This window comes from Xylophilus sp. GOD-11R, assembly GCF_033546935.1.
Lineage (GTDB): Bacteria > Pseudomonadota > Gammaproteobacteria > Burkholderiales > Burkholderiaceae_C > Xylophilus.
In genome coordinates, this window is the sequence record NZ_CP137854.1 from 739,838 (window position 1) to 762,615 (window position 22,778).

21 protein-coding genes and 2 pseudogenes are annotated in these 22,778 nt (G+C 68.2%); 5 read left to right on the top strand and 18 right to left on the bottom strand.

The window, feature by feature from the left end; genetic code table 11:
* Position 1: 1 nt before the first annotated feature.
* On the bottom strand, positions 2-991 hold the full coding sequence (locus R9X41_RS03475) for an ABC transporter substrate-binding protein (protein ID WP_318633506.1): 990 nt from the start codon (positions 989-991) through the stop codon (positions 2-4).
* 50 nt (positions 992-1,041) lie between these two features.
* On the bottom strand, positions 1,042-2,763 hold the full coding sequence (atzF, locus tag R9X41_RS03480; protein ID WP_318633507.1) for an allophanate hydrolase: 1,722 nt from the start codon (positions 2,761-2,763) through the stop codon (positions 1,042-1,044).
* Positions 2,764-2,937: 174 nt separating this feature from the next.
* Here atzF and R9X41_RS03485 point away from each other — a divergent pair, with 174 nt between their 5' ends.
* Positions 2,938-3,579: a DUF2242 domain-containing protein gene (locus R9X41_RS03485; protein WP_318633508.1), complete on the top strand. Its 642-nt coding sequence runs from the start codon at positions 2,938-2,940 to the stop codon at positions 3,577-3,579.
* Between the two features lie 11 nt (positions 3,580-3,590).
* On the opposite strand, the gene R9X41_RS03490 is transcribed toward R9X41_RS03485, so the two are convergent.
* Together R9X41_RS03490 and R9X41_RS03495 are read right to left on the bottom strand one after the other, a co-directional pair.
* Positions 3,591-4,112: a M48 family metallopeptidase gene (locus R9X41_RS03490; RefSeq protein ID WP_318633509.1), complete on the bottom strand. Its 522-nt coding sequence runs from the start codon at positions 4,110-4,112 to the stop codon at positions 3,591-3,593.
* Positions 4,109-5,031, bottom strand: a pseudogene (locus R9X41_RS03495) (LysR family transcriptional regulator). The gene R9X41_RS03490 and the pseudogene R9X41_RS03495 overlap by 4 nt, the downstream one beginning before the upstream one ends.
* A 138-nt stretch (positions 5,032-5,169) precedes the next feature.
* Here R9X41_RS03495 and R9X41_RS03500 point away from each other — a divergent pair.
* A pseudogene (locus R9X41_RS03500) lies at positions 5,170-5,558 on the top strand (RidA family protein).
* An 891-nt stretch (positions 5,559-6,449) separates the two neighbouring features.
* Positions 6,450-7,100: a carboxymuconolactone decarboxylase family protein gene (locus R9X41_RS03505; RefSeq protein ID WP_318633510.1), complete on the top strand. Its 651-nt coding sequence runs from the start codon at positions 6,450-6,452 to the stop codon at positions 7,098-7,100.
* Positions 7,101-7,118: 18 nt separating this feature from the next.
* Here the strand turns inward: R9X41_RS03505 and R9X41_RS03510 are convergent, their stop codons facing one another.
* The 14 genes from R9X41_RS03510 to R9X41_RS03575 form a co-directional block, all read right to left on the bottom strand.
* Positions 7,119-8,153 (bottom strand): RNA methyltransferase, encoded by a 1,035-nt coding sequence (locus R9X41_RS03510; protein WP_318633511.1) that lies wholly within the window; start codon positions 8,151-8,153, stop codon positions 7,119-7,121.
* A gap of 25 nt (positions 8,154-8,178) precedes the next feature.
* Positions 8,179-8,937, bottom strand: coding sequence for an SDR family oxidoreductase (locus R9X41_RS03515; protein WP_318633512.1), 759 nt, complete (start codon positions 8,935-8,937; stop codon positions 8,179-8,181).
* A 122-nt stretch (positions 8,938-9,059) separates the two neighbouring features.
* Positions 9,060-10,352 (bottom strand): HDOD domain-containing protein, encoded by a 1,293-nt coding sequence (locus tag R9X41_RS03520; RefSeq protein WP_318633513.1) that lies wholly within the window; start codon positions 10,350-10,352, stop codon positions 9,060-9,062.
* Between the two features lie 79 nt (positions 10,353-10,431).
* Complete coding sequence (flgL, locus tag R9X41_RS03525) at positions 10,432-11,637, bottom strand: flagellar hook-associated protein FlgL (RefSeq protein WP_318633514.1); 1,206 nt, start codon at positions 11,635-11,637, stop codon at positions 10,432-10,434.
* 38 nt (positions 11,638-11,675) lie between these two features.
* The gene (gene flgK, locus R9X41_RS03530; protein WP_318633515.1) at positions 11,676-13,646 is read right to left on the bottom strand and encodes a flagellar hook-associated protein FlgK; all 1,971 of its coding nucleotides are present in this window, start codon (positions 13,644-13,646) and stop codon (positions 11,676-11,678) included.
* Entirely contained in the window at positions 13,643-14,578 is a 936-nt protein-coding gene (gene flgJ / locus R9X41_RS03535; RefSeq protein ID WP_318633516.1) for a flagellar assembly peptidoglycan hydrolase FlgJ, read from the bottom strand. Before flgJ ends, flgK begins: the two co-directional genes overlap by 4 nt.
* 22 nt (positions 14,579-14,600) lie before the next feature.
* Positions 14,601-15,737 carry a flagellar basal body P-ring protein FlgI gene (locus R9X41_RS03540; protein ID WP_318633517.1) on the bottom strand — a complete coding sequence of 379 codons (1,137 nt, stop codon included), beginning with the start codon at positions 15,735-15,737 and terminating at the stop codon, positions 14,601-14,603.
* 20 nt (positions 15,738-15,757) lie between these two features.
* A complete protein-coding gene (locus R9X41_RS03545) occupies positions 15,758-16,480 on the bottom strand; it encodes a flagellar basal body L-ring protein FlgH (protein WP_318633518.1) in 723 nt (240 codons plus the stop codon).
* Between the two features lie 26 nt (positions 16,481-16,506).
* Positions 16,507-17,289, bottom strand: coding sequence for a flagellar basal-body rod protein FlgG (gene flgG, locus R9X41_RS03550; RefSeq protein ID WP_318633519.1), 783 nt, complete (start codon positions 17,287-17,289; stop codon positions 16,507-16,509).
* A gap of 16 nt (positions 17,290-17,305) precedes the next feature.
* Complete coding sequence (locus R9X41_RS03555; RefSeq protein ID WP_318633520.1) at positions 17,306-18,043, bottom strand: flagellar basal body rod protein FlgF; 738 nt, start codon at positions 18,041-18,043, stop codon at positions 17,306-17,308.
* A 260-nt stretch (positions 18,044-18,303) separates the two neighbouring features.
* Entirely contained in the window at positions 18,304-19,527 is a 1,224-nt protein-coding gene (flgE, locus tag R9X41_RS03560) for a flagellar hook protein FlgE (RefSeq protein ID WP_318633521.1), read from the bottom strand.
* 56 nt (positions 19,528-19,583) lie between these two features.
* Entirely contained in the window at positions 19,584-20,282 is a 699-nt protein-coding gene (locus tag R9X41_RS03565; protein WP_318633522.1) for a flagellar hook capping FlgD N-terminal domain-containing protein, read from the bottom strand.
* A 39-nt stretch (positions 20,283-20,321) separates the two neighbouring features.
* Positions 20,322-20,726: a flagellar basal body rod protein FlgC gene (gene flgC, locus R9X41_RS03570; RefSeq protein ID WP_318633523.1), complete on the bottom strand. Its 405-nt coding sequence runs from the start codon at positions 20,724-20,726 to the stop codon at positions 20,322-20,324.
* A gap of 26 nt (positions 20,727-20,752) precedes the next feature.
* Complete coding sequence (locus R9X41_RS03575) at positions 20,753-21,253, bottom strand: flagellar basal body rod protein FlgB (RefSeq protein WP_318633524.1); 501 nt, start codon at positions 21,251-21,253, stop codon at positions 20,753-20,755.
* A gap of 252 nt (positions 21,254-21,505) precedes the next feature.
* On the opposite strand from R9X41_RS03575, the gene flgA reads away from it, so the two are divergent.
* Positions 21,506-22,261 carry a flagellar basal body P-ring formation chaperone FlgA gene (flgA, locus tag R9X41_RS03580; RefSeq protein ID WP_318633525.1) on the top strand — a complete coding sequence of 252 codons (756 nt, stop codon included), beginning with the start codon at positions 21,506-21,508 and terminating at the stop codon, positions 22,259-22,261.
* A gap of 174 nt (positions 22,262-22,435) precedes the next feature.
* Positions 22,436-22,771 (top strand): flagellar biosynthesis anti-sigma factor FlgM, encoded by a 336-nt coding sequence (gene flgM / locus R9X41_RS03585; RefSeq protein ID WP_318633526.1) that lies wholly within the window; start codon positions 22,436-22,438, stop codon positions 22,769-22,771.
* Positions 22,772-22,778: the final 7 nt, after the last annotated feature.

Sequence of the window (22,778 nt, forward strand, 5' to 3'; positions counted from 1 at the left end):
GTCAGCCTTTGTAGATGAGACCGTCCACCACCACCTTCTTGTCGAAGATGCCTTTCTCGGTGAACAGGTCGTAGAACTTCTGGAAGTACGCCAGGTCGCTCGGCTTGAACTCGTTGTAGAGCATGTAGGAAGCCAGCGGCACCTCGCCGGTGAGCGCGCCTTCGATGGCGGTGTAGCCCTTCATGTACTGGCGGGCTTCCTCGGGCTTGCTGCGCACCAGTTCCACGCCCTTGGCATAGGCGGCGATGAACTTCTTGGCGGCCTCGGGGTTTTTCTTGATGAATTCGGTGGTGAGGCTGGCCGCGCCACCATGCCACGGCGCCATCGGGTCGCCCAGGATGTACTTGGCGACGACGCCTGCCTCGATGACGCGCGTGGTGCCGTTGAGCCGGCCGACGGTGCCGGTCGGCTCGAGCGTGTAGCAGGCGTCCACCTGGCCGGCGGCGAGTGCGGCCACATGCTGGCCGATGGGCAGCTCGCTCACCGAGGCGCCGGTGGCGCCGGCGCGCTCCAGCATGGTCTTGCACAGCGTCACGTTCTGGATGCCGGGGCCGGAGGCGACCTTCTTGCCCTTGAGGTCGGCGACCGTCTTGAACGGGCTGTCCTTGGCGGTGATGAACTCGTCGAGCACGAATTTGGCGTTGCTCGGGTTGGTGCAGAAGATCTTGAACAAGCCGGGCTGCGCGATTTCGCCGATGGCCAGGTTGGCCGAGCCGGTGCCGTTGGCGCTGCCGTCGGAGCGGCCGGAGAGCATGGCTTCCATCACCTGCTGGGCGCCGGCGAACTTGAGCGGTTCCACGTCCAGGCCGGCTTCCTTGAAGTAGCCCTTGTCCACCGCGGCGAAGAACGGCAGGCCGGCGGCGACCGGCCAGAAGCCGATGCGGATCTTGGGCGCGGACTGCGCCCGCACGATGGCCGGGGCGGCGAGCGCGCCCAGCGCGCTGGCACCGATCTGCAACACGCGGCGGCGTTGGGTGGAAGATTTCTGCATGAAAGGCTCCTGAGACAAGGGAACTGAAAGAGAGAGGGCAAAAACCGTGCTCAGCGCGCGGCAGCCGGCTGGCGGGAGGCGATGAAAGCGCGCCAGCCGCCGTGTTCGGACACATCGGCCGCGCCACCCAAGGCATGGCCTTCGCAGATGAAGCCGTGCACCCAGCGGCCGTCGGCCAGCTCGACGCTGCCCAGGCCCAGGGGCGCGGGCACCAGGGCGAGGAAGCTGCCGACCTGCGCCAGCGGCACCTGCCAGACCTCGACGGCGATCGCCACGCCGTGGGTGTCGCCCTCGGCCACGCGACCCAGGCCGGGTTTGGGCGGCACGGTGTTGGGCAGCGCGTAGAGCCGATAGCGCGGCGCGGTCTGCGTGGCTTCTGCCAGGCGTGCGCCGCGCTCGGTGAGCTGGCCGTTGAGCGGCAGGCCCGAAAGATGCGCGCCGACGACGGCCAGGGCGAGATGCGTGGCCGGGCCGGGCTGCAGCGCGGCGATCGGCACCGGCGGCGGCAGCGGCCGGCCGGTGGCGCCCTGCGCCAGGCCGGTGGCGTGGTGGAAGCGCTGGCCCAGGTCGGCGAGCTGCCAGTCGGCGCCGGCCCGGCCGATCAGGGTGATGCCGAAGGGCAGTCCGTCGGGGCGGATGCTGGCGGGCACCGACAGCGCCGCGTAGTCGAGCAGGTTGACGAAGTTGGTGTAGTGCCCCAGCTCGCGGTTGCGCTGCACCGGATCGGCGCGCATCGCCTCGATGGTGCAGTGGCCGGGCGCGGTCGGCACGCAGAGGATGTCGATGCCTTCCCACATGCGCTCGGCCTGCGCGCCCAGGGCCTGCAGCCGGTGCTGGGCCTGGAACACGTCGGCCGCCGAATATCGCGTGCCGGCCGCGAGGATGCCGCGTACCGGCTCGATCACCTCGTCGGGCGAAGCGTCGAAGAAGTCGCGCACCGCGGCGTAGCGTTCGGCGACCAGGGCGCTGTCGTAGAGCAGGCCGGCGGCCTCGGCCAATGGCGCGTAGTCGATCGGCACGGCGGTGCCGCCCAGCGTCATCAACCGCGCGGTGGCTTCCGCGAACGCGGCCTCGGCCTGGATGTCGCCATGGAATTCGAGCACCGACGGCACGCCGAACCGGAAGGTGGCCGGCAGCGGCTCACGGGCCATGGCCAGGCGGCGCGAATACGGGTCGCTCGCGTCCGGCGCCATCACCGCTTCGAGCACCCGCACGGCGGTGGCCACGGTGGTGGCGAAGATCGACACGCAATCCTGGCTCTGCGCGGCCGGCACCACGCCGCCGGCGCCGATCAGGCCCTTGGAGGGCTTGAGGCCGACGATGTTGTTGAGCCCGGCGGGCACCCGGCCGGAGCCGGCGGTGTCGGTGCCGAAAGAGAAGTCGACCTGGCCGGTGGCCACCACGTAGGCCGAGCCGGAGCTGGAGCCGCCGCTGACGTAGCGCGCGTCGAAGGCGTTGGGCACCGCGCCGTAGGGCGAGCGGGTGCCGTTGAGGCCGCAGGCGAACTGGTCGAGGTTGGTCTTGCCGAGCAGGGTGGCGCCCGCGTCGAGCGCCCGCTGCACCGAGGTGGCGTGCACCGTCGGGGTGAAGGCGAAGGCCGGGCAGGCGGCGGTGGTGGGCACGCCGGCCACGGCGATGTTGTCCTTGGCCGCGAAGCGCAGGCCGGCCAGCGCGCCGGTCGCCGCCCCGGGCAAGGGCGCGTCGAAGCGGGAGATCCAGGCAGCGGAGGCTTGGGCGGTGGCGGTGTCTCGGTGGTTTTGCGAAGCGGTCATGACGGTCGACATGCGGCGGGCACCAGTTTGAGGAATACGAACATGTGTACAAGATGCCTTGCAAAGCGCGTGCCAAGTCGCCGGGGCGGCCGGCGCCGTTGCCCGCCGCTTTACAAGCGCCTTGCGCAGTGGAGAAACAGCGCGTGGGTGCGGCTCCCTAGAATCACGCCGCTCATGACCAACACTCTCCGCGTCCTCGTCGGCAGCTGCTGCCTCATCGGCCTGGCCGCTTGTTCGGTCATCGGGCCGGCCAAGCCCTTCGTTTACGAACACGAGGGTTTCGACAACGTGGGCACCTTCTCGCGCGAGGTGTCGGCGCCGGCCGAGCGGGCCTGCGCGGCGGCCCAGCGGGCGTTGCTGAGCCAGGGTTATGTGGTGAACGGTTCGTCGAGCCGCACCGATGTCATCGCCCGCAAGAACTTCCAGCAGAACACCGAGCAGCACGTGGAGGTGGAATTCCACGTGGTCTGCACACCCAATGGCGACGGCACCAGCACCGCTTTCGCCACCGCGCTGCAGGACACCTTCGCGCTGAAGAAGACCAACAACTCCGCCAGCCTCGGCCTGAGCGCGCTGGGCTCGGTCTCGATGCCGATCAGCTCGATCAGCGATTCGATGGTGAAGGTGGCGAGCGCCACGATTCCCACCGAGAGCATGTACGACCGTTTCTTCAGCCTGATGTTTCGCTACCTCCATGCCTTCGAGCAGGAGCAGCGCACGCTGGCGGCCGAGCGCGTGAAGCCTGCCGCGGCGGTCGCGCCCGCCGCGGTCATCACGCCGGTGGTGCCCATCGCGCCGGAACGCGCGCCCGACTGACGCTGCGGGCGTCAGGCTTCGTCGGCGGGTGCCAGTTCGCGCGCGGTGAGCCAGAGCCGCAGGTCGAATTCGAGCTGGTGGTAGTCGGGCTCCATGTGGCGGCAGAGTGCGTAGAAGGCGCGATCGTGCTCGCGCTCCTTGAGGTGCGCCAGTTCGTGCACCACGATCATCCGCAGGAAGTCGGCCGGCGCCTCGCGGAACAAGGCGGCGATGCGGATCTCGCGCTTGGACTTGAGCTTGCCGCCCTGCACCCGCGCCACCGTGGTGTGCGTGCCCAGGGCGTTGCGCACGATGTGCAGGCGCGGGTCGTAGACGACCTTGGCCAGCGGTGGGGCGCTCTTCATGTAGCGGGCCTTGAGGTCCTGCACGTAGTCGTGCAGCGCGCGCTCGGTGCGCACCTCGTGCGCCTCGGCATGGCGCGCTGCCACGGTGCGGGCCAGGCGGCCCTCGGTGATGAGGCGGCGCACCTGGTCGAGCAGCTCGGGCGCGTAGCCGGCGAGATAGGGCAGGGCGATGTCGGGTGCTGGCGTCATGGTGCTGCTGTCTGGCGCGCCAGCAGTTCGGCGATCCAGTCGATGAACACCCGCAGCTTCACCGCGACGTGGCGTTTGGGTGGGTAGGCGATGTAGAGCGGCATCGGGTCGAGTCGCCAGTCGGTGAACAGCGGCACCAGTTCGCCGCTGGCCACGTGCGGCGCCGACATGTAGTCGGGCAGCCAGAGCACGCCCATGCCGGCGAGGCCGGCGGCGAGAAAGGCGTTGCCGTCGTCGACCGTGAGCGCCGGGCGGCCCTGCAGCGTGATCTGTTCTTCCTGTTTTTCGCCGGCCCGGCGCATCGCGACGGCCAGGGGCTTGCCGGCGCGGCCCCAGCGGAAGCCGACGATGCGGTGCTGGGCGCTTTCCAGCTCGCCCGGATGGTCGGGCGTGCCGTGGCGCTGCAGGTAGGCGGGCGCCGCCATGACGCCCAGGTGCAGGTCGGCGACCTTGCGGGCGATGAGCGACTGGTCGGCGATGGTGCCGCCGCGCACCACGCAGTCGACGTTGTCGCCGATGAGGTCGACCGTGCGGTCGCTGACGCCGAGGTCCAGCTGGATGTCGGGGTAGCGGGTTTGAAAGTCGGGCAGGGCGGGGACCAGGATCATGCGTGCCAGGGGGGCGGGTACGTCAACCCGGAGCCGGCCGCGGGGGGCGGTGGTGGCGACGGACAGGCCGGTTTCGGCGTCGTCCACCTCGGCCAGGACGCGGACCACGCGCTCGTAGTAGGCGGCCCCGTCTTCGGTAGGGCGACGCGGCGGGTGGTGCGGTTGAGCAGGCGTACGCGCAGGCGGGCTTCGAGCTGCTGGATCAGCTGGGTGACCGTGGCGCGGCTCATGTGAAGCGTCTCGGCTGCTTTGGTGAAGCTGCCTGCCTCGGCGACGCGGGCGAAGGCTTGCATGGCGTCGAAACGGTCCATTCGTGGGGTTGGTCTTGGGGCTTCGTGATTGTTTGGATTCTATGAATGGTGCTGGTGGGGGTTGGCTGTTTATCGGGCGGCTGCCGCTGCCTAGAGTGGGTGGCTCGTGCTTCTGCGCACTGATCAAGGAGTTTTTTTATGAACCAGCGTGACGTTGTTTTTCCTGTGGGGCGGCAGGCTTTGTATGAGCGGAATCGGTATTCGCCGGCTGTGCGGTCTGGGGTTTCTTATTTGTCTCGGGGCAGGTGGGGAGTCGGGAGGATGGGTCTCCTGAGCCTGAACTCGAAGCCCAGGTTCGGTTGGCTTTTGAGAATTTGAATGGAGTTTTGGGGGCTGCGGGAGTTGGGTTTGATGATGTCGTGGATGTGACGGTTTTTATTGTCGATCCGGAGGCTCAGTTTGAGCGGATCTGGAAGGTGCTGCCTGAGTATTGGGGGGAGGCGCCGTTTCCCAACATTACCTGTGTGGGGGTTACCTGGCTTTATGGGTTTCAGTTCGAGATCAAGGTTATTGCTCGGGTTTCCTGATTTACTTCTTCTCTCTGCCGAGGGTGGAGCTGGGGGCTTGCGCGCCCCCAGACCCGCGGTAACTTTCTTTTGTTGGGACAAAAGAAAGTCACCAAAGAAAAACCCTTGAAGACGAGCTCGAAGCTCGGTCGGGCCATTGCTTCGCTCGGCCTGGGGAATGTGCCTTCGAACGCTCTAGCGGCAACAGTTTGGACAAGGGTTGATCCAACGCCATGGCCCCTGCTTCGCAGGGTCGGGGCTGAGAGGGTAAGGACAGGCGACCGCACTGGCGGAGCGTGTAGCGCCATGCGAAGTGTCCTGGCGGAATGCTGAACGTGGCACTCGAACATCGACCCGAAACAGCGCATGAACGGGCGGCCATTACGACGTGACCCGAACCATGGTGCGCAGCGCGCGCGGCGATCGAATCAGCGCGCGGCTCCCTCACCGTGCTCAGTGCGGCCAACTGTTCTTACCCTCTCAGCCTTGACCCTGCGAAGCAGGGGCCCAGGCACTGGATCAACCCTTGTCCAAACTGTTGCCGCTAGAGCGTTCGAAGGCACATTCCCCAGGCCGAGCGAAGCGATGGCCCGACCGAGCCTCGAGCTCGTCTTCAAGGCAACTTTCTTTGGTGACTTTCTTTTTTGCCAGAAAAGAAAGTTACCGCGGGTCTGGGGGCGCGCAAGCCCCCAGCTCCACCCTCGGCAGAGAGAAGAAATCGAAAACAAGAGACCAACTCAGAATTAGCAAAAAGCCCCAAGCTCGACCCCTGGCAAGTAAAGAAGTAAATAACCTCCCGCCAATAAGAAATCAACAAACCGCCCAAAAAAGCCCGAAATCCCAAGGCAAACCCAAGGAATAAATCACCCCCTCCTGCGTTACCCTTTGACCAAGACTCACGCAGGAGCCCCCATGCAAAAGATCGCCCAAGCCATAGCCTTGGCCATGACCCTGGCAGCAGCGGCCACGGCAGCCACAGCAGCAGAAGACCGCATGCCCCCCATCCCGGCGGACAACATGACCGCCGCCCAAAAAGCGGCAGTAGCCGCCCTCTCCCAAGGCGCCCCCGCAGGCGCAGCGCCCAGAACCGTCGGAGCCGGCCCCTGGGTCCCGCTCCTGCGAAGCCCGGAGCTCCTCAACAGAATCCAGCGCGCCGGCGCCTACCTGCGCTACGAAAGCGCCCTGGAGCCGCGCCTGAGCGAGTTCGTCATCCTGATGACCGCCCGCCACTGGAGCAACCAGTACGAATGGTTCGCCCACGAACGCCTGGCCCTGAAAGCCGGCCTCAAAGCAGAAACCGCCAAGGCCGTGGCAGAAGGCCGCCGCCCCGCCAACATGGAAGTCGACGAAGAAATCGTCTACGACTTCATTACCGAACTGCACCGCAACCGCAGCGTGAGCGACGCCACCTACCAGCGGGTGCAACAGAAATTCGGCGACCGTGGCGTGATCGACCTCGTCGGCCTCGACGGCTACTACGCCACCCTGGCGGCGATCATGAACGTGGCCCAGACCCCGTTGCCGCCCAACACGCCGCAGCAGATGCCGGTGCTGCCGCGCTGACCCGGGCCAGGTCGAGCGCTAGCTTCCGCGCGGCCGGAAGTCGATGACCGCACCGTCCTCGAGCGCCCGCGCCCGCAGCTGCCCGCAGCCGCCGTCCACGTCCTGCCCCGCCGACCAACGCAGCTTGGTCAGGATGCCGCGCGCGTTGAGCGTCTGCGCCATGCGCTCGCAACGCTCCCGCGGCGGCCGCCGGTAGCCGGCGCCGTCGACCGGATTGAAGGGAATCAAATTGAGCACGCCGTACTTGCCGGCGAGCAGCCGCACCAGGCCCTCGATCTCGTCGTCGCCGTCGTTCACGCCGTCGAGCAGCGCCCACTGGTACTGCACCGGATAGCCGCTGGCCCGGGCATACCGTTCGGCCGCATCGACCAGCGCCTCGGGTGACAGATCCGGCGCGCGCGGCAGCAATTGCCGGCGCAGCTCGGCGCGGGTGGTATGCAGCGACAGGGCCAGCGCGGGCTTCACGGCGGCGTGCGCCAGCCGGTCGAAGGCACGCAGGTCGCCGACGGTGGAAAACACCAGGCTCTTGTGCCCGATGTCGCCGACGGTGCCGAGCAGTTCGATCGCCTCGATCACGTTGTCGAGGTTGTGGGCGGGCTCGCCCATGCCCATGAAGACCACCTTGCGCACCGCTCGCCGCTGCCGCGCCAAGGCGACCTGGGCGACGATTTCGGCGCTGCCGACCTGGCGCAGCAGGCCGTCGCGGCCGGTCATGCAGAAACGGCAGCCGACCGCGCAGCCGACCTGCGAAGACACGCACAAGCCGCCGCGCGGCAACAGCACGCTCTCTATCGTCTGGCCGTCGGCCAGGGCGACCAGCAGGCGCTCGGAGCCATCGGCGCCCGGGTGCACCGCGTGGATGCGCGCCAGGCCGGCGAGTTCGGCCTCGATGCCGGGCAACGCGGCCATCAGCGACGCCGGAAAGTAGGTGGCGGGCTTGCGCCGGCCGGCGTCGCGCGGCAGGGCGTGGGTCCAGGCGCGCAGCACCCGGCGGGCGTGGCCGGGGCCGGCGCCTGCTTCGGTCAGTCGGTGCTGGAGCTCGTGGATGCGCATGGGGCCAGAGAAAGCGCGTCGATCTTCAGGCAATGCCGCCATTGGCGCGCAAGGTCTGGCCATTGACCCAGGCGGCGTCCGGGCCGGCCAGGAAGGAGACCACCGAGGCGATGTCGTCGGGCTGGCCCAGGCGCTGCAGCGGCGCGGCCTGCGACAGGCGCTCGACGAGTTCGGGCGACTTGCCGGTCAGGAACAGGTCGGTGGCGGTGGGGCCGGGCGCGACGGCGTTGACCGTGATGTGGCGGCCGCGCATTTCCTTGGCGAGGATGCTGGTGAGCGCCTCGACGCCGGCCTTGGTGGCGGCGTAGACGCCGTAGGTGGGTTGCAGCAGCGCGAGCACGGTGGTCGACAGGTTGACGATGCGGCCGCCGTCGCGCAGGGAGCGCGCGGCCTGGCGCAAGGTGTTGAAGCTGCCCTTGAGGTTGATCGCGACCATGCGGTCGAAGGCGTCGTCGTCGGTGTCGGCCAGGGTGGCGAGCTGCATCACGCCGGCGTTGTTGACCAGCACGTCGACGCCGCCGAAGGCGTCGGTCGCTGCCGCGAACAGGGCGGCGACGGCGGCGGCGTCGGCGACATCGGCCCGCACCGCCAGCGCCCGGCCGCCGGCCGATTCGATCTGCCGCACCACGTCGCGGGCCGCGTCGGCGTTGCCGGCGTAGTTGACGACGACCGCGAAGCCGTCGGCGGCCAGGCGCGTGGCGATGGCTGCACCGATGCCGCGTGAGGCGCCGGTGACGATGGCGACGCGGGTGTCGGTGGGGGATGTGGTGGTGGCAGCGGTCATGTCGGTTCCTGGTTCATGCCGAAAACTCGGCGGATGAACGGACGATATCGGTTTATCGGCCTGGAATAATCCATCAAGATCGGCCAACACTGTTGTAGATGGTCGAACAAGGCCGACCGGCCTCAGATGGTCGGTCCGTCGGGATCGACCTCGCTCAGCACGTCGAGCAAGGCCCGGTTGACGCGGCCGGGTTCCATTTCGTGCGCGGCGCAGAGCGCCTGCACCCCGGACGGGTCGGACGATTCCAGCGCCAGCGCCACTTCCAGGCTCGGGCCGTAGGGGCCGGTGCGCATGATGGTGGCGTCCTGCACGCGGCGCGACAGGCGCAGTCGCGGCAGCAGCACGCCGAGTGGTTCGTTGAGCAGCAGGTCGAGGCCGGAGAACAGGCCGCAAAGCGAGACTTCGCGGCGCAGGGCTTCCTCGATGCCGGCGTCGAGCAGGCGGTCCATGAGGCGCGCGCGCAGCACCAGCTGCGCGTTGACCGGGCGCAGCGCGGGCTCGCGGCTGGCGTAGGGCACCTGCTGGCCGAGCCAGGTGCGGATGGTCTCGATGCCCAGCATCATCATGCCGTGGCGCACCGATTCGATCGGGTTGCGCAGGCCCAGCGCGGGCGAGTTGGCATAGACCAGGAAGCGATACACCAGCAGCGGGTCTTCGCTGAGGATGCGCTCCACCGTCTCGGCCGACCGGTCGCTTTCCACGGCCTTGAGCGTGGCCATGACGACCGCGTGCGAGGGCTGCATCGCCTGGTGGCGCAGGCTGTAGACCACGTCCTCGCCGGGCCAGCCGGCCAGGGCCAGGGCCTTGCAGCGGTCGAGGCAATATTCCATGAGCACCCGGCTCTCGATGCCGCCGTAGATGTGGCCGGGCGGCAGGCGGCCGGGGCCGATCTGCTGGCCGACTGCGGCCTTGCGGGTGGCGTCCTTCAGGGCGGCGGCGGCCCAGGGCGGCGGCAGGTCGAGCCAGTAGCGGTGGAAACCGTCGCGGATGTCGTCGGCGGGCGGCGCGTCGGCGCTGCCCTGCCAGACGAGCTTGAGCCCGCGGTCGCGGCCCAGGCGCACGCCGGTGGCGACCAGGGAGTCGTCCTGCAGCAGGAAGGAGGGCACGACGACGGTGGGCGTGGCCGCACCCCGGGTGGCGAAGCGCGGGCCGGGCGCGCCGGGCGCAGGCGGCGGTTCCACGGCGGCCAGGGTGTCGAGCAGCAAGGCTTTGGACTGCGGCACCACGAAAAGCGGCGGGCCGTCGGCCGGCAGGGTCTCGCCGATGGTTTCGAGCAGCGCACGCGCGTCGATGGGGCCGGGCACCGGCGGCTCGGCCAGCGGCTGCACGAAAAGCGCCAGGCCGGTGAGCGAACGCGCCTTGCCCCAGAGGGGCTGGTAGGAGAGCGAAATGCAGTCGAGGACAGAAGCCGTCATGCGCCAGATGCGGTGTGCGCCACCGGTGGGGTTGCTTGGAGGTTTCCGCCGGCCCGGCGCATGCGACGGCTGTCGGCCGTCAGCTGATGTAGGTGAACAGCGACAGCTTCTGGATCTGCGCGTAGGAGCTGAGGGCGGCCTGGTAGCCGGTCTGCTGGCTGGTGAAATCGGAAACCGCCTTGATCATATCGAGGTCTTCGGCGGCGGATTTCTCGGCGGTGAGCTGGTCGCTGCGGGTGCCCTGGCTGTCCTTGATGCGGTCGGCCTGGTTCAGGATGTCGCCGGCCAGGCTGCGCGCGGACTGCAGGCGCGTCATGCCGGAGTCGATCTGGGTGAGTGCCTGGGCGATCTGCGTGGGCAGGGCGCCGCTGCTGGTGGTGGCGTTCTTGATGTCGGCGATGGCCTTGTCGAGCGTGCTGAACAGGTCGCTGCGGGTGCTCGGCGCGATGACCACGGTGTCGCCGGCCGCGGGCGCGCCCTTGAGCGTCATGCTCATGCCGTCGAAGGCGATGGCGCCGCCGTCCTTGTAGGTGCCGCTGGCCGCGGTGGTGCCGGCGGTGGTGTCGGTGACGGTATAGGTCTTGGCGCCGGAGGTGGCGTCCACCGCGAAGGCGATGGTGTAGTTGTGGCCGGTAAGCGCGCTCGGGCTCTTCACGGTGCCGGCGTCGACCGAGGCGTTGCCGGTGTTGGCGCTGCCGGTGGCTACCGTGAAGGTGCCGTTGCCGGTGGGCACGTTCATGAAGGCGGCCTGGCCGTCGAGCGTGGGCGAGACGGTGGTGCTGCCGCCCACGCGCTGGCCGGAGAGGCCTTCGAAGGTGACCTGCTGGGTGTTGGTGAACGGCGTGGCGGCGCTGCCCAGGCCGCTGAACAGCGGGGTGCCGTTGCTGTCGGTCTTGTTGGAGTTGGCGAAGATTTCGTCGCGCAGGCTGGTGAGCTGCTGGGCGATGTAGCCGCGGTCGGTGGGGGTGAGCGTGCCGCTGCCGGCGCTCACCACCAGCTCGCGGAAGCTCTGCATCGCGTCGATGGTGCTGCCGAGCGTGGATTCGGCGGTGGCGATCGTGTCGCGCTGCGAGGCCAGCAGGCGCTGGTCGGCGGCGATGCGGGCGATGCGGGTGTTGGCGCGCTCGGCCTGGGCGGCGGACGTGGGGTCGTCACTGGTGCGGTTGATGCGCTTGCCCGAGGTCATGTTCTGCTGGAGCGTGACCAGGCTCTGCTGGCGGTCCGACAGGTTGTTGACGGCGGCCGAATAGGCGTTGGCGGTACCGATGCGGCTGTTGATGCTCATGGTCGGTTGCTTCCTTGTGTCGTGCTCGGGCGCGGACGTCAGCGCATCGCGCCGATGACCGAATCGAAAAGGCTCTGCGCCACCTGGATCATCTTGGCGGAGGCCTGGTAGGCCTGCTGGTACTGCAGCAGCTTGGCGGCTTCCTCGTCGAGGTTGACGCCGCTGACCGACGAGGCGCTGCTGTCGAGGCTGGCCGAAATGTTGGCCGAGACGCTGGCGGTGAACTGCGCGCCCTGCACGCGGGTGCCGATCTCCGACATGAGGCCGGCGTAGCCGTCGGACAGCGCCGAGCCGTCGTAGACCGTCTTGTCACGCAGCGCGGCCATGGCGTCGGCATTGCCGGCGGTGGTGGTGACCGGGCCGCCGACGGTGGTGGCGGGCGTGGCGCTGTAGGTGTTGGGCCAGGTGCCGGCGGCGCGCATCGGCGTGCCGATGCTCGAGTCGTTGGCCTGCACCATGACCACGTCGCCGGCGGCGGGAACGCCCTTGAGGCTGAGTTCCCAGCCGTTGAACGACAGCTTCTGGCCGCTGGTGTAGGTCTGCGCGGGACCGGCGGCGGCCGGCGGCACGGTGACGGTGTAGCTGGTCGGCGAGGTGAAGTTGATCACCGCGTCGCTGGTCAGCGCCGGGTTCTGCGACACCGCGAGCAGGCCCTGCACCGTGACCGAGCCGGTGTTGTCGGCCGCGGCGGTGGCGACCACCGGGCTGGTCACGGCGAGCTGGCGCGCGGACGAGAACACGGTGGCCATCTGCGAGGCGGCGCTGGCGAAGGGCTTGACGGTGAAGGTGTCGCCGCTGGCCGCGCCCGCGCCGACGGCGAAGGTCAGGCCGTCGACCGTGGGCTGGCCGGAGGCGAGGTCGAAATTGGTGACCTGGCCGTCGGACAGCCGGGTGACCGAGCCGACGGTGCCGGAGTTCATGGTGACGCGGTAGTCGGACGCGGCGAGCTTGCTCACGTCGGTCACCGACACGCCCACGCTGGCGCTGCCGGTGTTGGCGGCGGCCGGGTAGCCGGCGGGCATGGAGATCGGGTTGAGCAGGTTGCCGCCGGTGTTGCCGTCGAGGTCCAGGCCGAGCTTGTGCTGGTCGTTGATGGTGGTCGTGGTGGCGACGGCGATGCGGCCGAGCAGGTTGCGGCCTTCGGCGAGGTCGGTGTTGTTGAAGCGCAGCAGGCCGGCGACCTCGCCGCCGCCGAGCTGGTTTTCGTCCAACGTGGTGCCCAGCGTGCCGGGCCGGCCGATGGAGAGCTTCATCACCGAGGGGTCGCCGTTGGGGTCGGACACCATCGAGACGGTGGCGGTGGTGGTGCCCAGGACCAGCGCCTGGCTGCCCAGGAAGACGTTGGTGGTGCCGTCGTCGGCGGCGACCTGGGTGGTCTGCACGTATTTGTTGAGGTCCTTGACGAGCGAGTCGCGCTGGTCGAGCAGGTCGTTGGGCTGCTGCGCGCTGCCGAAGGCCACGGCGATCTGCTGGTTGACCGCCGCGATGCGGGTGACCAGGCCGTTGACGGCGGTGACGTCGTCCTTGAGCTTCTGCTGGGTGGTGGTCTGCAGTTCGTCGAGTTGCGAGGACGCGGTGTTGAAACGGCCGGTCATCTCGCTGGCGCGGGTCAGCACCACCGAGCGGGCGGTGAGGTCGGAAGGCGCGGCCGACACGTCGGTGAAGGCGTTGAGCATGTCGGTCACCGAAGCGCCCAGGCCCGTGGCGCCGCCGGGGAACACGTCTTCGAGCTGCAACAGGCTCGCCGAGCGGGCGGAATCGGATGCGGCCACCGAGGTGGCGAGTGTGGCCTGCTTGGTCAGGAACTGGTCGTGCGCGCGGGTGATGGTGGCCACGCTGACGCCACGGCCGATGTAGCCCGCGCCGGTGTATTGCCCGCCGGCCGACTCCAGCTGCACCGTCTGCTTGGAATAGCCGGCGGTGTTGACGTTGGAGATGTTGTGGCCAATGGTCTGCAGCGCAGTCTGGTTGGCCGTGAGCGCGCGAGCGCTGACGTTGAGCAGGCTCATGAGTGCTGTCCGGCTGACGCGACCACGCTGCGTTGCTGCCAGTGGGCGGCGCTGGCGATGGCGCGGCTGAGCTTGCTGGCGTAGGCCGGGTCGGTGGCGTAGCCGGCGCGCTTGAGTTCGGTGGCGTAGGCGTGCGCCGAGTCGGTCTTCTGGCGCGCGTTGGCGTAACGCGGGCTTTCGTTGATCAGCTTGGCGTAGTCGCGGAAGGAGTCCTCGGCGGATTCGTAGGCGCGGAACTTGGCCACCACCTTGCGCGGCTGGCCATTGATGTATTCGGTGGTGGTCACCTCGGCGACCTTGCCCTTCCAGTCGCCGCCGGCCTTCACGCCGAACAGGTTGTTGGCGCTGCTGCCGTCCTTGTTGCGGATGAGGTGCTTGCCCCAGCCGGTCTCGTGGCCGGCCTGGCCGAGCATGAAGTTGGCGGGAATGCCGCTTTCCTCGCTGACGGTGGCGGCGGCATCGCCGAGCCTGGCCACGAAGTCGCCCTGGGCGCTGCCGGTCTTGACCGGCGCGGTGGCCGAGGTGGCGTTGGCGGGCTTGGCGCCGTTGACAGCACCGAGCGACAGCGTGGACGGCGGCAGCGTGCCCGGCTTCAGGCCCGACTGCGCCATGAGCTGCTTTTCGATCATGGCCGACAGGCCGCCGGGCTGGCCGGACATCTGCACCGCGAACTGCTGGTCGAGCATGTCCATGCCGAGCTTCTCGCCCTCGCTGTCGTTCATGCCGGACTTCATCGTCGCCTCGCGCATGCTTTTCATGAGCTCGCGCATGAACATCGACTCGAACTGCTTGGCCGATTCCTTGATGGCCTTGGGGTCGTTCTTGCCCGCCTGGAACTTCAGCGCATTGAGCGACTTGCCGTCGGCGGCCAGGGCTTCGCTCGCCGATGGCGCGCCGGAGCCCATGCCGAAGGAGGTGGAGGAGATGGCCATGGTGTTGTCCCGCCTGTCGTCGTCAGATCACTTCGAGCTCGGCGTTGAGCGCGCCGGCGGCCTTGATCGCCTGCAGGATGGCCAGCAGATCCTGGGGCGTGGCGCCGAGCGCGTTGAGCGCACGGACCACGTCGGCCAGCTGGGGCGAGGCGGGGACCTGCATCAGGATGCCGGGTTCCTGCTTGATGGTGATGTCGCTCTTCTGCGCGATGGCCGTCTGGCCGCCGCTGAAGGCGCCGGGCTGGCTGATGATGGGCGTGCTGTTGATGGTGATCGACAGGTTGCCGTGGGCGATGGCGCAGGGGCCGAGCGTGACCGACTGGTTCAGCACGATGGAGCCGGTGCGGGCATTGATGACCACCTTGGCGGCCGGCGCGCTGATCTCCAGCGGAATCTCTTCCAGGTCGGCCAGGAAGCTCACCCGGGCATTGGCGTCCATGGGCGCCTGAACCTGCACCGTGCGGCCGTCGAGCGCGCGGGCCAGGCCGCTGCCGAGGCGGCGGTTGATGGCTTCGGCGACGCGGCGGGCGGTCTGGAAGTCGAAGGAATTCAAATCGAGCTTGATCGAGTCGCCTTCCTGCAGCGGCGTGGGAATGGCGCGCTCAACCTGGCCGCCCTGCGGCACGCGGCCGGCGCTCAAATGGTTGATCTGCACCTTGCTGCCGCCGGCGGCGGCACCCGCGCCACCCACGGCCACGTTGCCCTGCGCCAGGGCATAGATCTCGCCGTCGACGCCGCGCAGCGGGGTGGTGATGAGGGTGCCGCCCTTGAGCGACTTGGAGTTGCCGATGGAGGAGACGTTGACGTCGATCATCTGGCCGGGCTGGGCGAAGGCCGGCAGCTGGGCGGTGACGATGACCGCGGCGACGTTCTTCAATTGCAGCTGCGAGGCGGTGGCCGCCGGCAGGGTGATGCCCAGCTGCTGCATGTAGTTGGTCAGGCTCTGCGTGGTCAGCGGCATCTGCGTGGTCTGGTCGCCGGTGCCGTCGAGGCCGATGACCAGGCCGTAGCCGGTCAGCTGGTTGGTGCGCACTCCTTGCACCGCGGCGACTTCCTTGATGCGCATGGCCTGCGCCGGCATCTGGGCCAGCAGCAGACCGAGAGCGGCGCCGAACAGGACGGCGAGGCGGGCGAAGGAGGGAGTGCGGAGGGAGGGCATGGGAGAGATTCTCCCGCGCCTTAGAAAGGCAGAACGTTCAAAAAGACCCGGGAAAGCCACCCCATTTGCTGGGCTTCGCCGGCCTGGCCTCTGCCACGCGACTCGATGCGCACGTTGGCGACCTGGGTCGAGGCGACCAGGCTGCCGGCCTGGATCGCGCGCGGATCGACGGTGCCGGAGAAACGCAGCACGTCGACGTTTTCGTTCACGCCGATCTGCTTTTCGCCGGTGACCACCAGGTGGCCGTTGGGCAGCACCTGCACCACGGTGGCGGTGATGGCGCCGGAGAAGGTGTTGGCGCTCTGCGTGCCGCCCTTGCCGGAGAAGGTGTTGGCGTCGCTGGCGGCGATGTTGGTCTTGGCCGCGAGCGAGGCCGCGCCGAAGAAGGGCAGGGCGGTGATGCCGGCCTTGACGGTGCCGTTCTTGTCCACCGTGGAGGTGGAGCTCTGGCTGGCGCTGACGTTCTCGACGATGTTGATCGTGACCGTGTCGCCCACCAGGCGCGCGCGCCGGTCTTCGAAGGCCTGGCGGTAGGTGGCGGTGCTGAACAGCCCGCCGGTGGCGGCGACCGGTTCGCGCATCGGGTAGACCAGTTGCGGCGCCGAGGTGACCGGCATGTCGATCTTGGGCTGCATGGTTTCGCAGGCGGTGAGCAGCGAGACCAGGGGCAGCAGCGCGAGCAGGGCGATGCGCGAGGTGGATGACGCGCGGGAAACGGTGCGGAAAGAAGAAGAGCGTGGCATGGCGAATGTCTCCGTGCGGCGTTTTCTCAGAGTTGACCCAGCTTTTGCAGCATCTGGTCGGAGGTCTGCACGGCCTTGCTGTTCATTTCGTAGGCGCGCTGGGTCTGGATCATGCCGATCAGCTCCTGCACCACGTTGACGTTGGAGGTTTCGACGAAACCCTGCATGACCGTGCCCAGGCCGTTGGTGCCGGGGGTGCCGGCCTGCGGCGTGCCGGAGGCGGCGGTTTCGGTGAACAGGTTCTGGCCGCGTGGCTCCAGGCCGGCCGGATTGATGAAGTTGACCAGCGCGATCGTGCCGATCTGCTGCGGCGTCGAGCTGGTGGGCAGCACCACGCTGACCGCGCCGTCGGCGCCGATGGTGATGCTCTGCGCGTTCGGCGGCACGGTCACGCCGTTGCCGACCGGCAGGCCGTTGTTGGTGACGAGCTGGCCGTTGGAATTGACCTGGAACGAGCCGTCGCGGGTGTAGGCCAGGGTGCCGTCGGGCTGGGTGACCTGGAAGAAGCCGTTGCCCTTGACGGCCACGTCGAGCGTATTGCCCGACTGCTGCAGGCTGCCCTGCGCGAAGGAGCGCGAGGTGGCGACGGTGCGCACGCCCAGGCCGATCTGCAGGCCGGTCGGCAGCTGGTTCTGCTCGGTGGTGTTGGAGCCGACCTGGCGCATGTTCTGGTACATCAGGTCTTCGAAGACGGCGTTGGCGCGCTTGAAGCCGTTGGTGGAGACGTTGGCCAGGTTGTGGGAGATGACGTCCAGCTGGGTTTGCTGGGCTTCCATGCCGGTCTTGGAGATCCAGAGCGAATTGATCATGGCGTTACTCGGTTGTTCAGTTCATCGACAAGAGCTGGCTGGCGGACTTGTCGTCCGTCTCGGCCGTCTGCAGGAGGCGGGTGTTCTGCTCGAACTGGCGGGCCGCTTCGATCATGGAAACCATGGTGCTGACCGCGTTCACGTTGGAGCCTTCCAGCGCGCCGGTCTGCACCCGGGCGTTGGCGTCGTTCTGGGCCGGGTCGCCGGTGGTGGTGCGGAACAGGCCGTCGGCGCTGCGGCGCAGCGGCTCGTCGGCGGTCGCGGTCACCAGCTTCAGGCGGCCGATGGTGTTGATCGGCTGGCCGTCGACCTTGGCGGTGATGGTGCCGTCCACGCCCAGCGACACCTGGGCGTTCTGCGGCACGTCGATGGGTGCACCGTCGGCCGACAGCACCTGCAGGCCGACGCTGTTGACCAGCGTGCCGTTGGCATTGACCTGGAAGCCGCCGTTGCGGCTGTAGGCCTCGGTGCCGTCCAGGCCCTGCACCGCGAAGAACGCATTGCCCTGCGGCATCGCGTCGAGGTTGCGGTCGGTGAAGGTGATGGTGCCGGGGGTGTTGTCGTGGGTGCTGGCGGTTTCCAGCGCGAAGACACGCGTGCTGGAGCCGTCGCCGTTGATCGGCACGGCGCGGTAGGCCTGCAGCTCCTGGCGGAAACCGTTGGTGGAGACGTTGGCCAGGTTGTTGGCCAGCACCGCCTGCCGGTCGGCGGCAGCCGCTGCACCCGTCATCGATGTGTAAATCAGACGATCCATGACTCAATCCTTTGAGAAGGAAACCATTGCCGCCACCGACCTGCGAGGCGTACTTTCTTTCGCGGGGCGCGCCGCGCCGGGCCGCCCCAAGCGGCCGCGCCGCCCCCGGCAGGGGGGTGGCGAAGACACGAAGTGCGCAGCCTGGGGGCGAGCCATATGCGCGGGGCGCGCCGCGCCGGGCCGCCCCAAGCGGCCGCGCCGCCCCCGGCAGGGGGTTGGCGAAGACACGAAGTGCGCAGCCTGGGGGCGAGCCATATGCATCAGCGGAGGTTCACCAAGGTGGACATGACCTGGTCCTGCGTCTTGATGGTCTGTGCGTTGGCCTGGTAGGCGCGCTGGGCGGTCATCATGTTGACCAGCTCGGCGGTGAGGTCGACGTTGGAGTCTTCCAGCGTGCCGGAGTTGATCTTTCCGAAGTTGCCCGAGCCCGGCGAGTTCTTGATCGGCGCGCCGGAGGCCACGGTTTCCTTCCAGTAGTCGCCGCTGGAGGGCTCCAGGCCCTGCACGTTGCGGAAGTTCGCCAGCACGATCTGGCCGGTGGACTGGGTCTGGCCGTTGGAATAGCGCGCGGTCAGCGTGCCGTCCTCGGCGAAGGACATGCCGGTCAGCTCGCCGGGCGCGTAGCCGTCCTGCTTGAGGCTCGACACGTAGAAGGACGAAGCGTTCTGCGTGAGGCCGTTGAGGTTGACCGTCACGTTGAAGGCCGGAGTCGCGGCGCCTGCGACCTGGATGCCGTTGAGCGTCAGCGGGCTGCCCGAGGCGATGTTGCCGTTGGCATCGAAGGTGACGGAGCCGACCGGGGTGCCGGTGGTGGTGCCGGTCGAGTTGCCCTGTGGATAGTCGGCATAGACGTTCCAGGCGTTGGATGCCGTCTTCTGGAAATAGATACCCACCGGAACCGCCGCGCCTTGCGAATCGTAGGCGGTGATGGACGTGCCGTAGGTGCTCAGCGCGGTGTTGGGCGTGACCGAGTTGTAGACGACGGCGGTGGTGTCGAGGTTGGCGGTGGCGGTGATGCTGGAGGTCTGATGGCCGGCCACGCCCTTGCCCGTGGGCAGCGACAGCGTGCCCTTGGTGACCGAGCCGGTCAGGGGGTCGAAGATGTTGCCCTGCAGCTTGGCGCCGCCGTTGGTGACGATCTCGCCGTCGGCATTGAGCTTGAAGGTGCCGTTGCGGGTGTAGGCGGTTTCGCCGCTGGGCATCTGCACCTGGTAGAAGCCGTTGCCGTTGATGGCCAGGTCCAGATCGTTGCCGGTGGTGGTCAGGTTGCCCTGGCTGAACTGCTGCGAGATGGCGGCGGTCATCACGCCGATGCCCGGGGTGTTGGCGCTGCCGCCGCTGCCCAGGTTGGAGGCGTAGAGATCGGAGAACTCGGCACGCGACGCCTTCATGCCGGTGGTGTTGACGTTGGCGATGTTGTTGCCGATGACGTCGAGGTTGCGGCTGGCGGCGTTGAGACCGGAGAGACCTTGCTGGAATGCCATGTTGGATGCTCCTTAGCGCGGGGAGAGGGTGTGGCGAAAACGGTGGATCGGGCCGATCAGAGGATCGACTTGACGGAGGTGTAGGCGGCGGAATTGCCGTCCTTGAACTTCAGGGTCAGGGCACCGGAGGTGTCCGAACCGATGGAGGCGACCGTGCCCTTGACCAGCGCGGTCGAGCCCACGCTGGCGGTGCCGTTGGCGGCGGTGACGGTGAACTTCAGGCCGTCGGTGGCGCTGTAGCCGGTGGAGTCGAAGCTGAAGTCGTGCTGGCCGGCTTCCATCGCGCCGAGGTTGATGTTGCCGACGGTGACGCCGCCGGCGGTGCTGACCTTCACCGTGACGTTGCTGGCCGCGCCGTCGAGGTTGAACACGCCGCTGCCCTTCTTGCTGGCCGCGTCGACCGAGACGGTGCTGCCGGCGGCGAGCACGTCGTGGCCGATGAGTGCGCTGGCCTGGATGCCCTGCATCGCGGCCATCTGCGTGGCCAGGTCGGTCACGGTGGTGTTGAGCTTCTCGATGCCGGAGACGGTGTTGATCTGCGCGATCTGGGTCGTCATCTGGGCGTTGTCCATCGGGTTCATCGGATCCTGGTTGTTCAGCTGCGCGACGAGCAGCTTGAGGAACCGGTCCTGCTGGTCGTCGGCACTGGTGGTGCCGGTGGTGCCCGAGGAGGAGGTCGAGGTCTTGGTCAGCGACGAGGTGGGCTGGTAGCTGGTCGTCGAGGTGAGGGCGTCGGTCGCGGCGGTGGAGGCCATGGCGTGTCGTTCCGGTGGGGTGATGAGGGGCGGCGGGGCTTACTGGCCCATCTGCAGCGTCTTGAGCAACAGCGACTTGGCGGTGTTCATCATCTCGACGTTGTTCTGGTAGGCGCGGGAGGCGGAAATCATGTTGACCATCTCCTCGACCGCGTTGACGTTGGAATGGGTGACGTAGCCCTCGGCGTCGGCGGCCGGATTGGACGGGTCCATCACCTTGCGGCCTTCGGCCTGGTTTTCCTTGACCTGCACGACCTTCACGCCGGCGGTGCCTTCGTCGCCCATGGGCACGGTCTGGAACACCACCTGGCGCGCCTTGTAGGCCTTGCCGTCGGGACCGGCCACGGCCTCGACGTTGGCCAGGTTGGAGGCCACCGCGTTGAGCCGCTGCGACTGCGCGCTGACCGCGCTGCCGGAGACGTTGAAGATGGAGAACATCGACATGGTTCAGGTCCTTGTGTCGTGCGCCGTCACTGGCCCTGGATGGCCGTGAGCATGGTCTTGGCCGATCCGTTGATGAAACGCAGCGCGGCTTCGTAGTGCACCGCGTTGTCGGCGAAGGCGGCGCGCTCGCGGTCGAGGTCGACGCTGTTGCCGTCCATCGAAGGCTGGGTCTGCACCGAGTAGCCGAGCTGGCCGGAGCCGCTGCCGCCGGGCAGGCCGCCGACCGTGGAGACGGGCATGAAGCCGGCGCGGCCGAGGTCGGTGGTGGAAACGGTGGAAATGTTCTGCGGGCCGGCCACCGAGCCGATCGCGCTGCCCTGCGACGCGGCCATCGGCAGCGACAGGCTGCCGGCGGCGCCGCGCGAGCCGGTGGCGTTGCGCAGGGCCGAGGCGAAGTCCATGTCCCGGGCGGCGTAGCCGGGGGTGTCGGCGTTGGCGATGTTGCTGGCGATCACGCGCTGGCGTTCGGCGCGCAGGACCAGGGCCTTCGATTGGAAGTCCAGCTGGTTGGAGAGCGATTCGAGCATGGCGGCAGACCGTTTCGGTTGGTGGGCGAGAAGTGCGGAAGTCGGTTTTCTTCGGTGGAGCGATTGTGGAAGTCGGCCCGCCGGACGAAAGGAGGATGAAGCGGGGAAAGCCGCCTCTCTTCCTGTCTTGCAGGCAGGGGGCTGTGCCTACAGTGCGTCCTCGGGGCCATGGCGCTTTTTGGTCGTTCGCCCCTGCTTGCCGACCGGCCGCGTGCCGGGGGCCGAACCCCTTTTCGTCCAGGAGCCGTCCGCATGACCTCTCTTATCAGTAGTACATCCTTGCGCCTGCCGGGCGTCGTCGCGGCGCTGGCCCTGTCCGTCGCGGCGCTGCCGGCGTTCGCCCAATTGGCCGGCGGCATGCAGGAGGCGTCTCCCGCCTCGCTGGAGAACTCCAGCCGCCAGTGGCTCGACGGCGAAATGGCCCGCAGTGGCCAGACCGCCGGCATGCCCTTGCGCATGGAAGTGAGCGTGGGCCCACTCGACAGCCGCCTGCACCTGGCGGCCTGCAACAAGGTCGAGCCCTACATTCCCGCCAATATGCGCCTGTGGGGCAAGACCCGCGTGGGCCTGCGCTGCGTGGACGGCCCGGTGCGCTGGAACGTGTTCATGCCGGTGCAGGTGAAGGCTTTCGGTCCGGCCTGGGTGCTGCGCGGCCCGGCGGTGGCCGGCGCCACGCTGGCGATGTCGGATGCGATGCAGGCCGAGGTCGACTGGGCCGAGGAGCCGGCGTCGGTGCTGGGCGATCCGGCGCAGTGGGTCGGCACCACGGTCACCCGCAACCTCAACGCCGGCCAGGCGCTGCGCCAATCGATGGTGCGCGCCGCGCAGGTGTTCGAGGCCGGCAGCAACGTGCGGGTGGTGGCCGAGGGCCCGGGCTTCGCCGTCACCTCCGACGGCCAGGCCGTGGGCGCCGGCATCGTCGGCCAGAGCGTGCGCGTGCGCATGGACGGCGGGCGTTTCATGACCGGCACCGTGGTGGATGCGCGCACGGTTCGTGTCGCCATCTAAGCGCTTACTTACGTCAAATCGCCATGGCTGGCCGACTTGTGGCGTGAACGCCGCGGTCGGTAGCCCGGAAAAGCACTCGAAACCCCGATAAAAAAACGAAACGGATTAAAGTCTGCCGAGAAAACGCCGAAGACCTTCCTACGAGGCCTCACGATTGGGGTCCTGGAGAGTGTGATGAAGATTGGTCAATCCCCCGATATCCCCGAAATCGCCACCCCCGTGGCGAAGACGAACGCGGGCGCGTCTTCGGCAGCAGCCACGGCCACCAAGGCAGCCGCCACGGCGACCCCCGATCCGGCGGCCGCCAAGCAGGCAGGTGTGTCGGTCACTGTTTCGTCGCTGACCCGCTCGCTGGAAACCTCCGGCGCGAGCGGATCGTTCGACGCCGAGAAGGTCGCCAAGATGAAGGCGGCGATCGCGAACGGTACGTTCAAGGTCGACGCCGAGGCGATCGCCGACAAGCTGCTGTCGAACGCCCAGCAGGTGCTGCGCGGCGGTCAGCCCGGCTGAGCGGCGT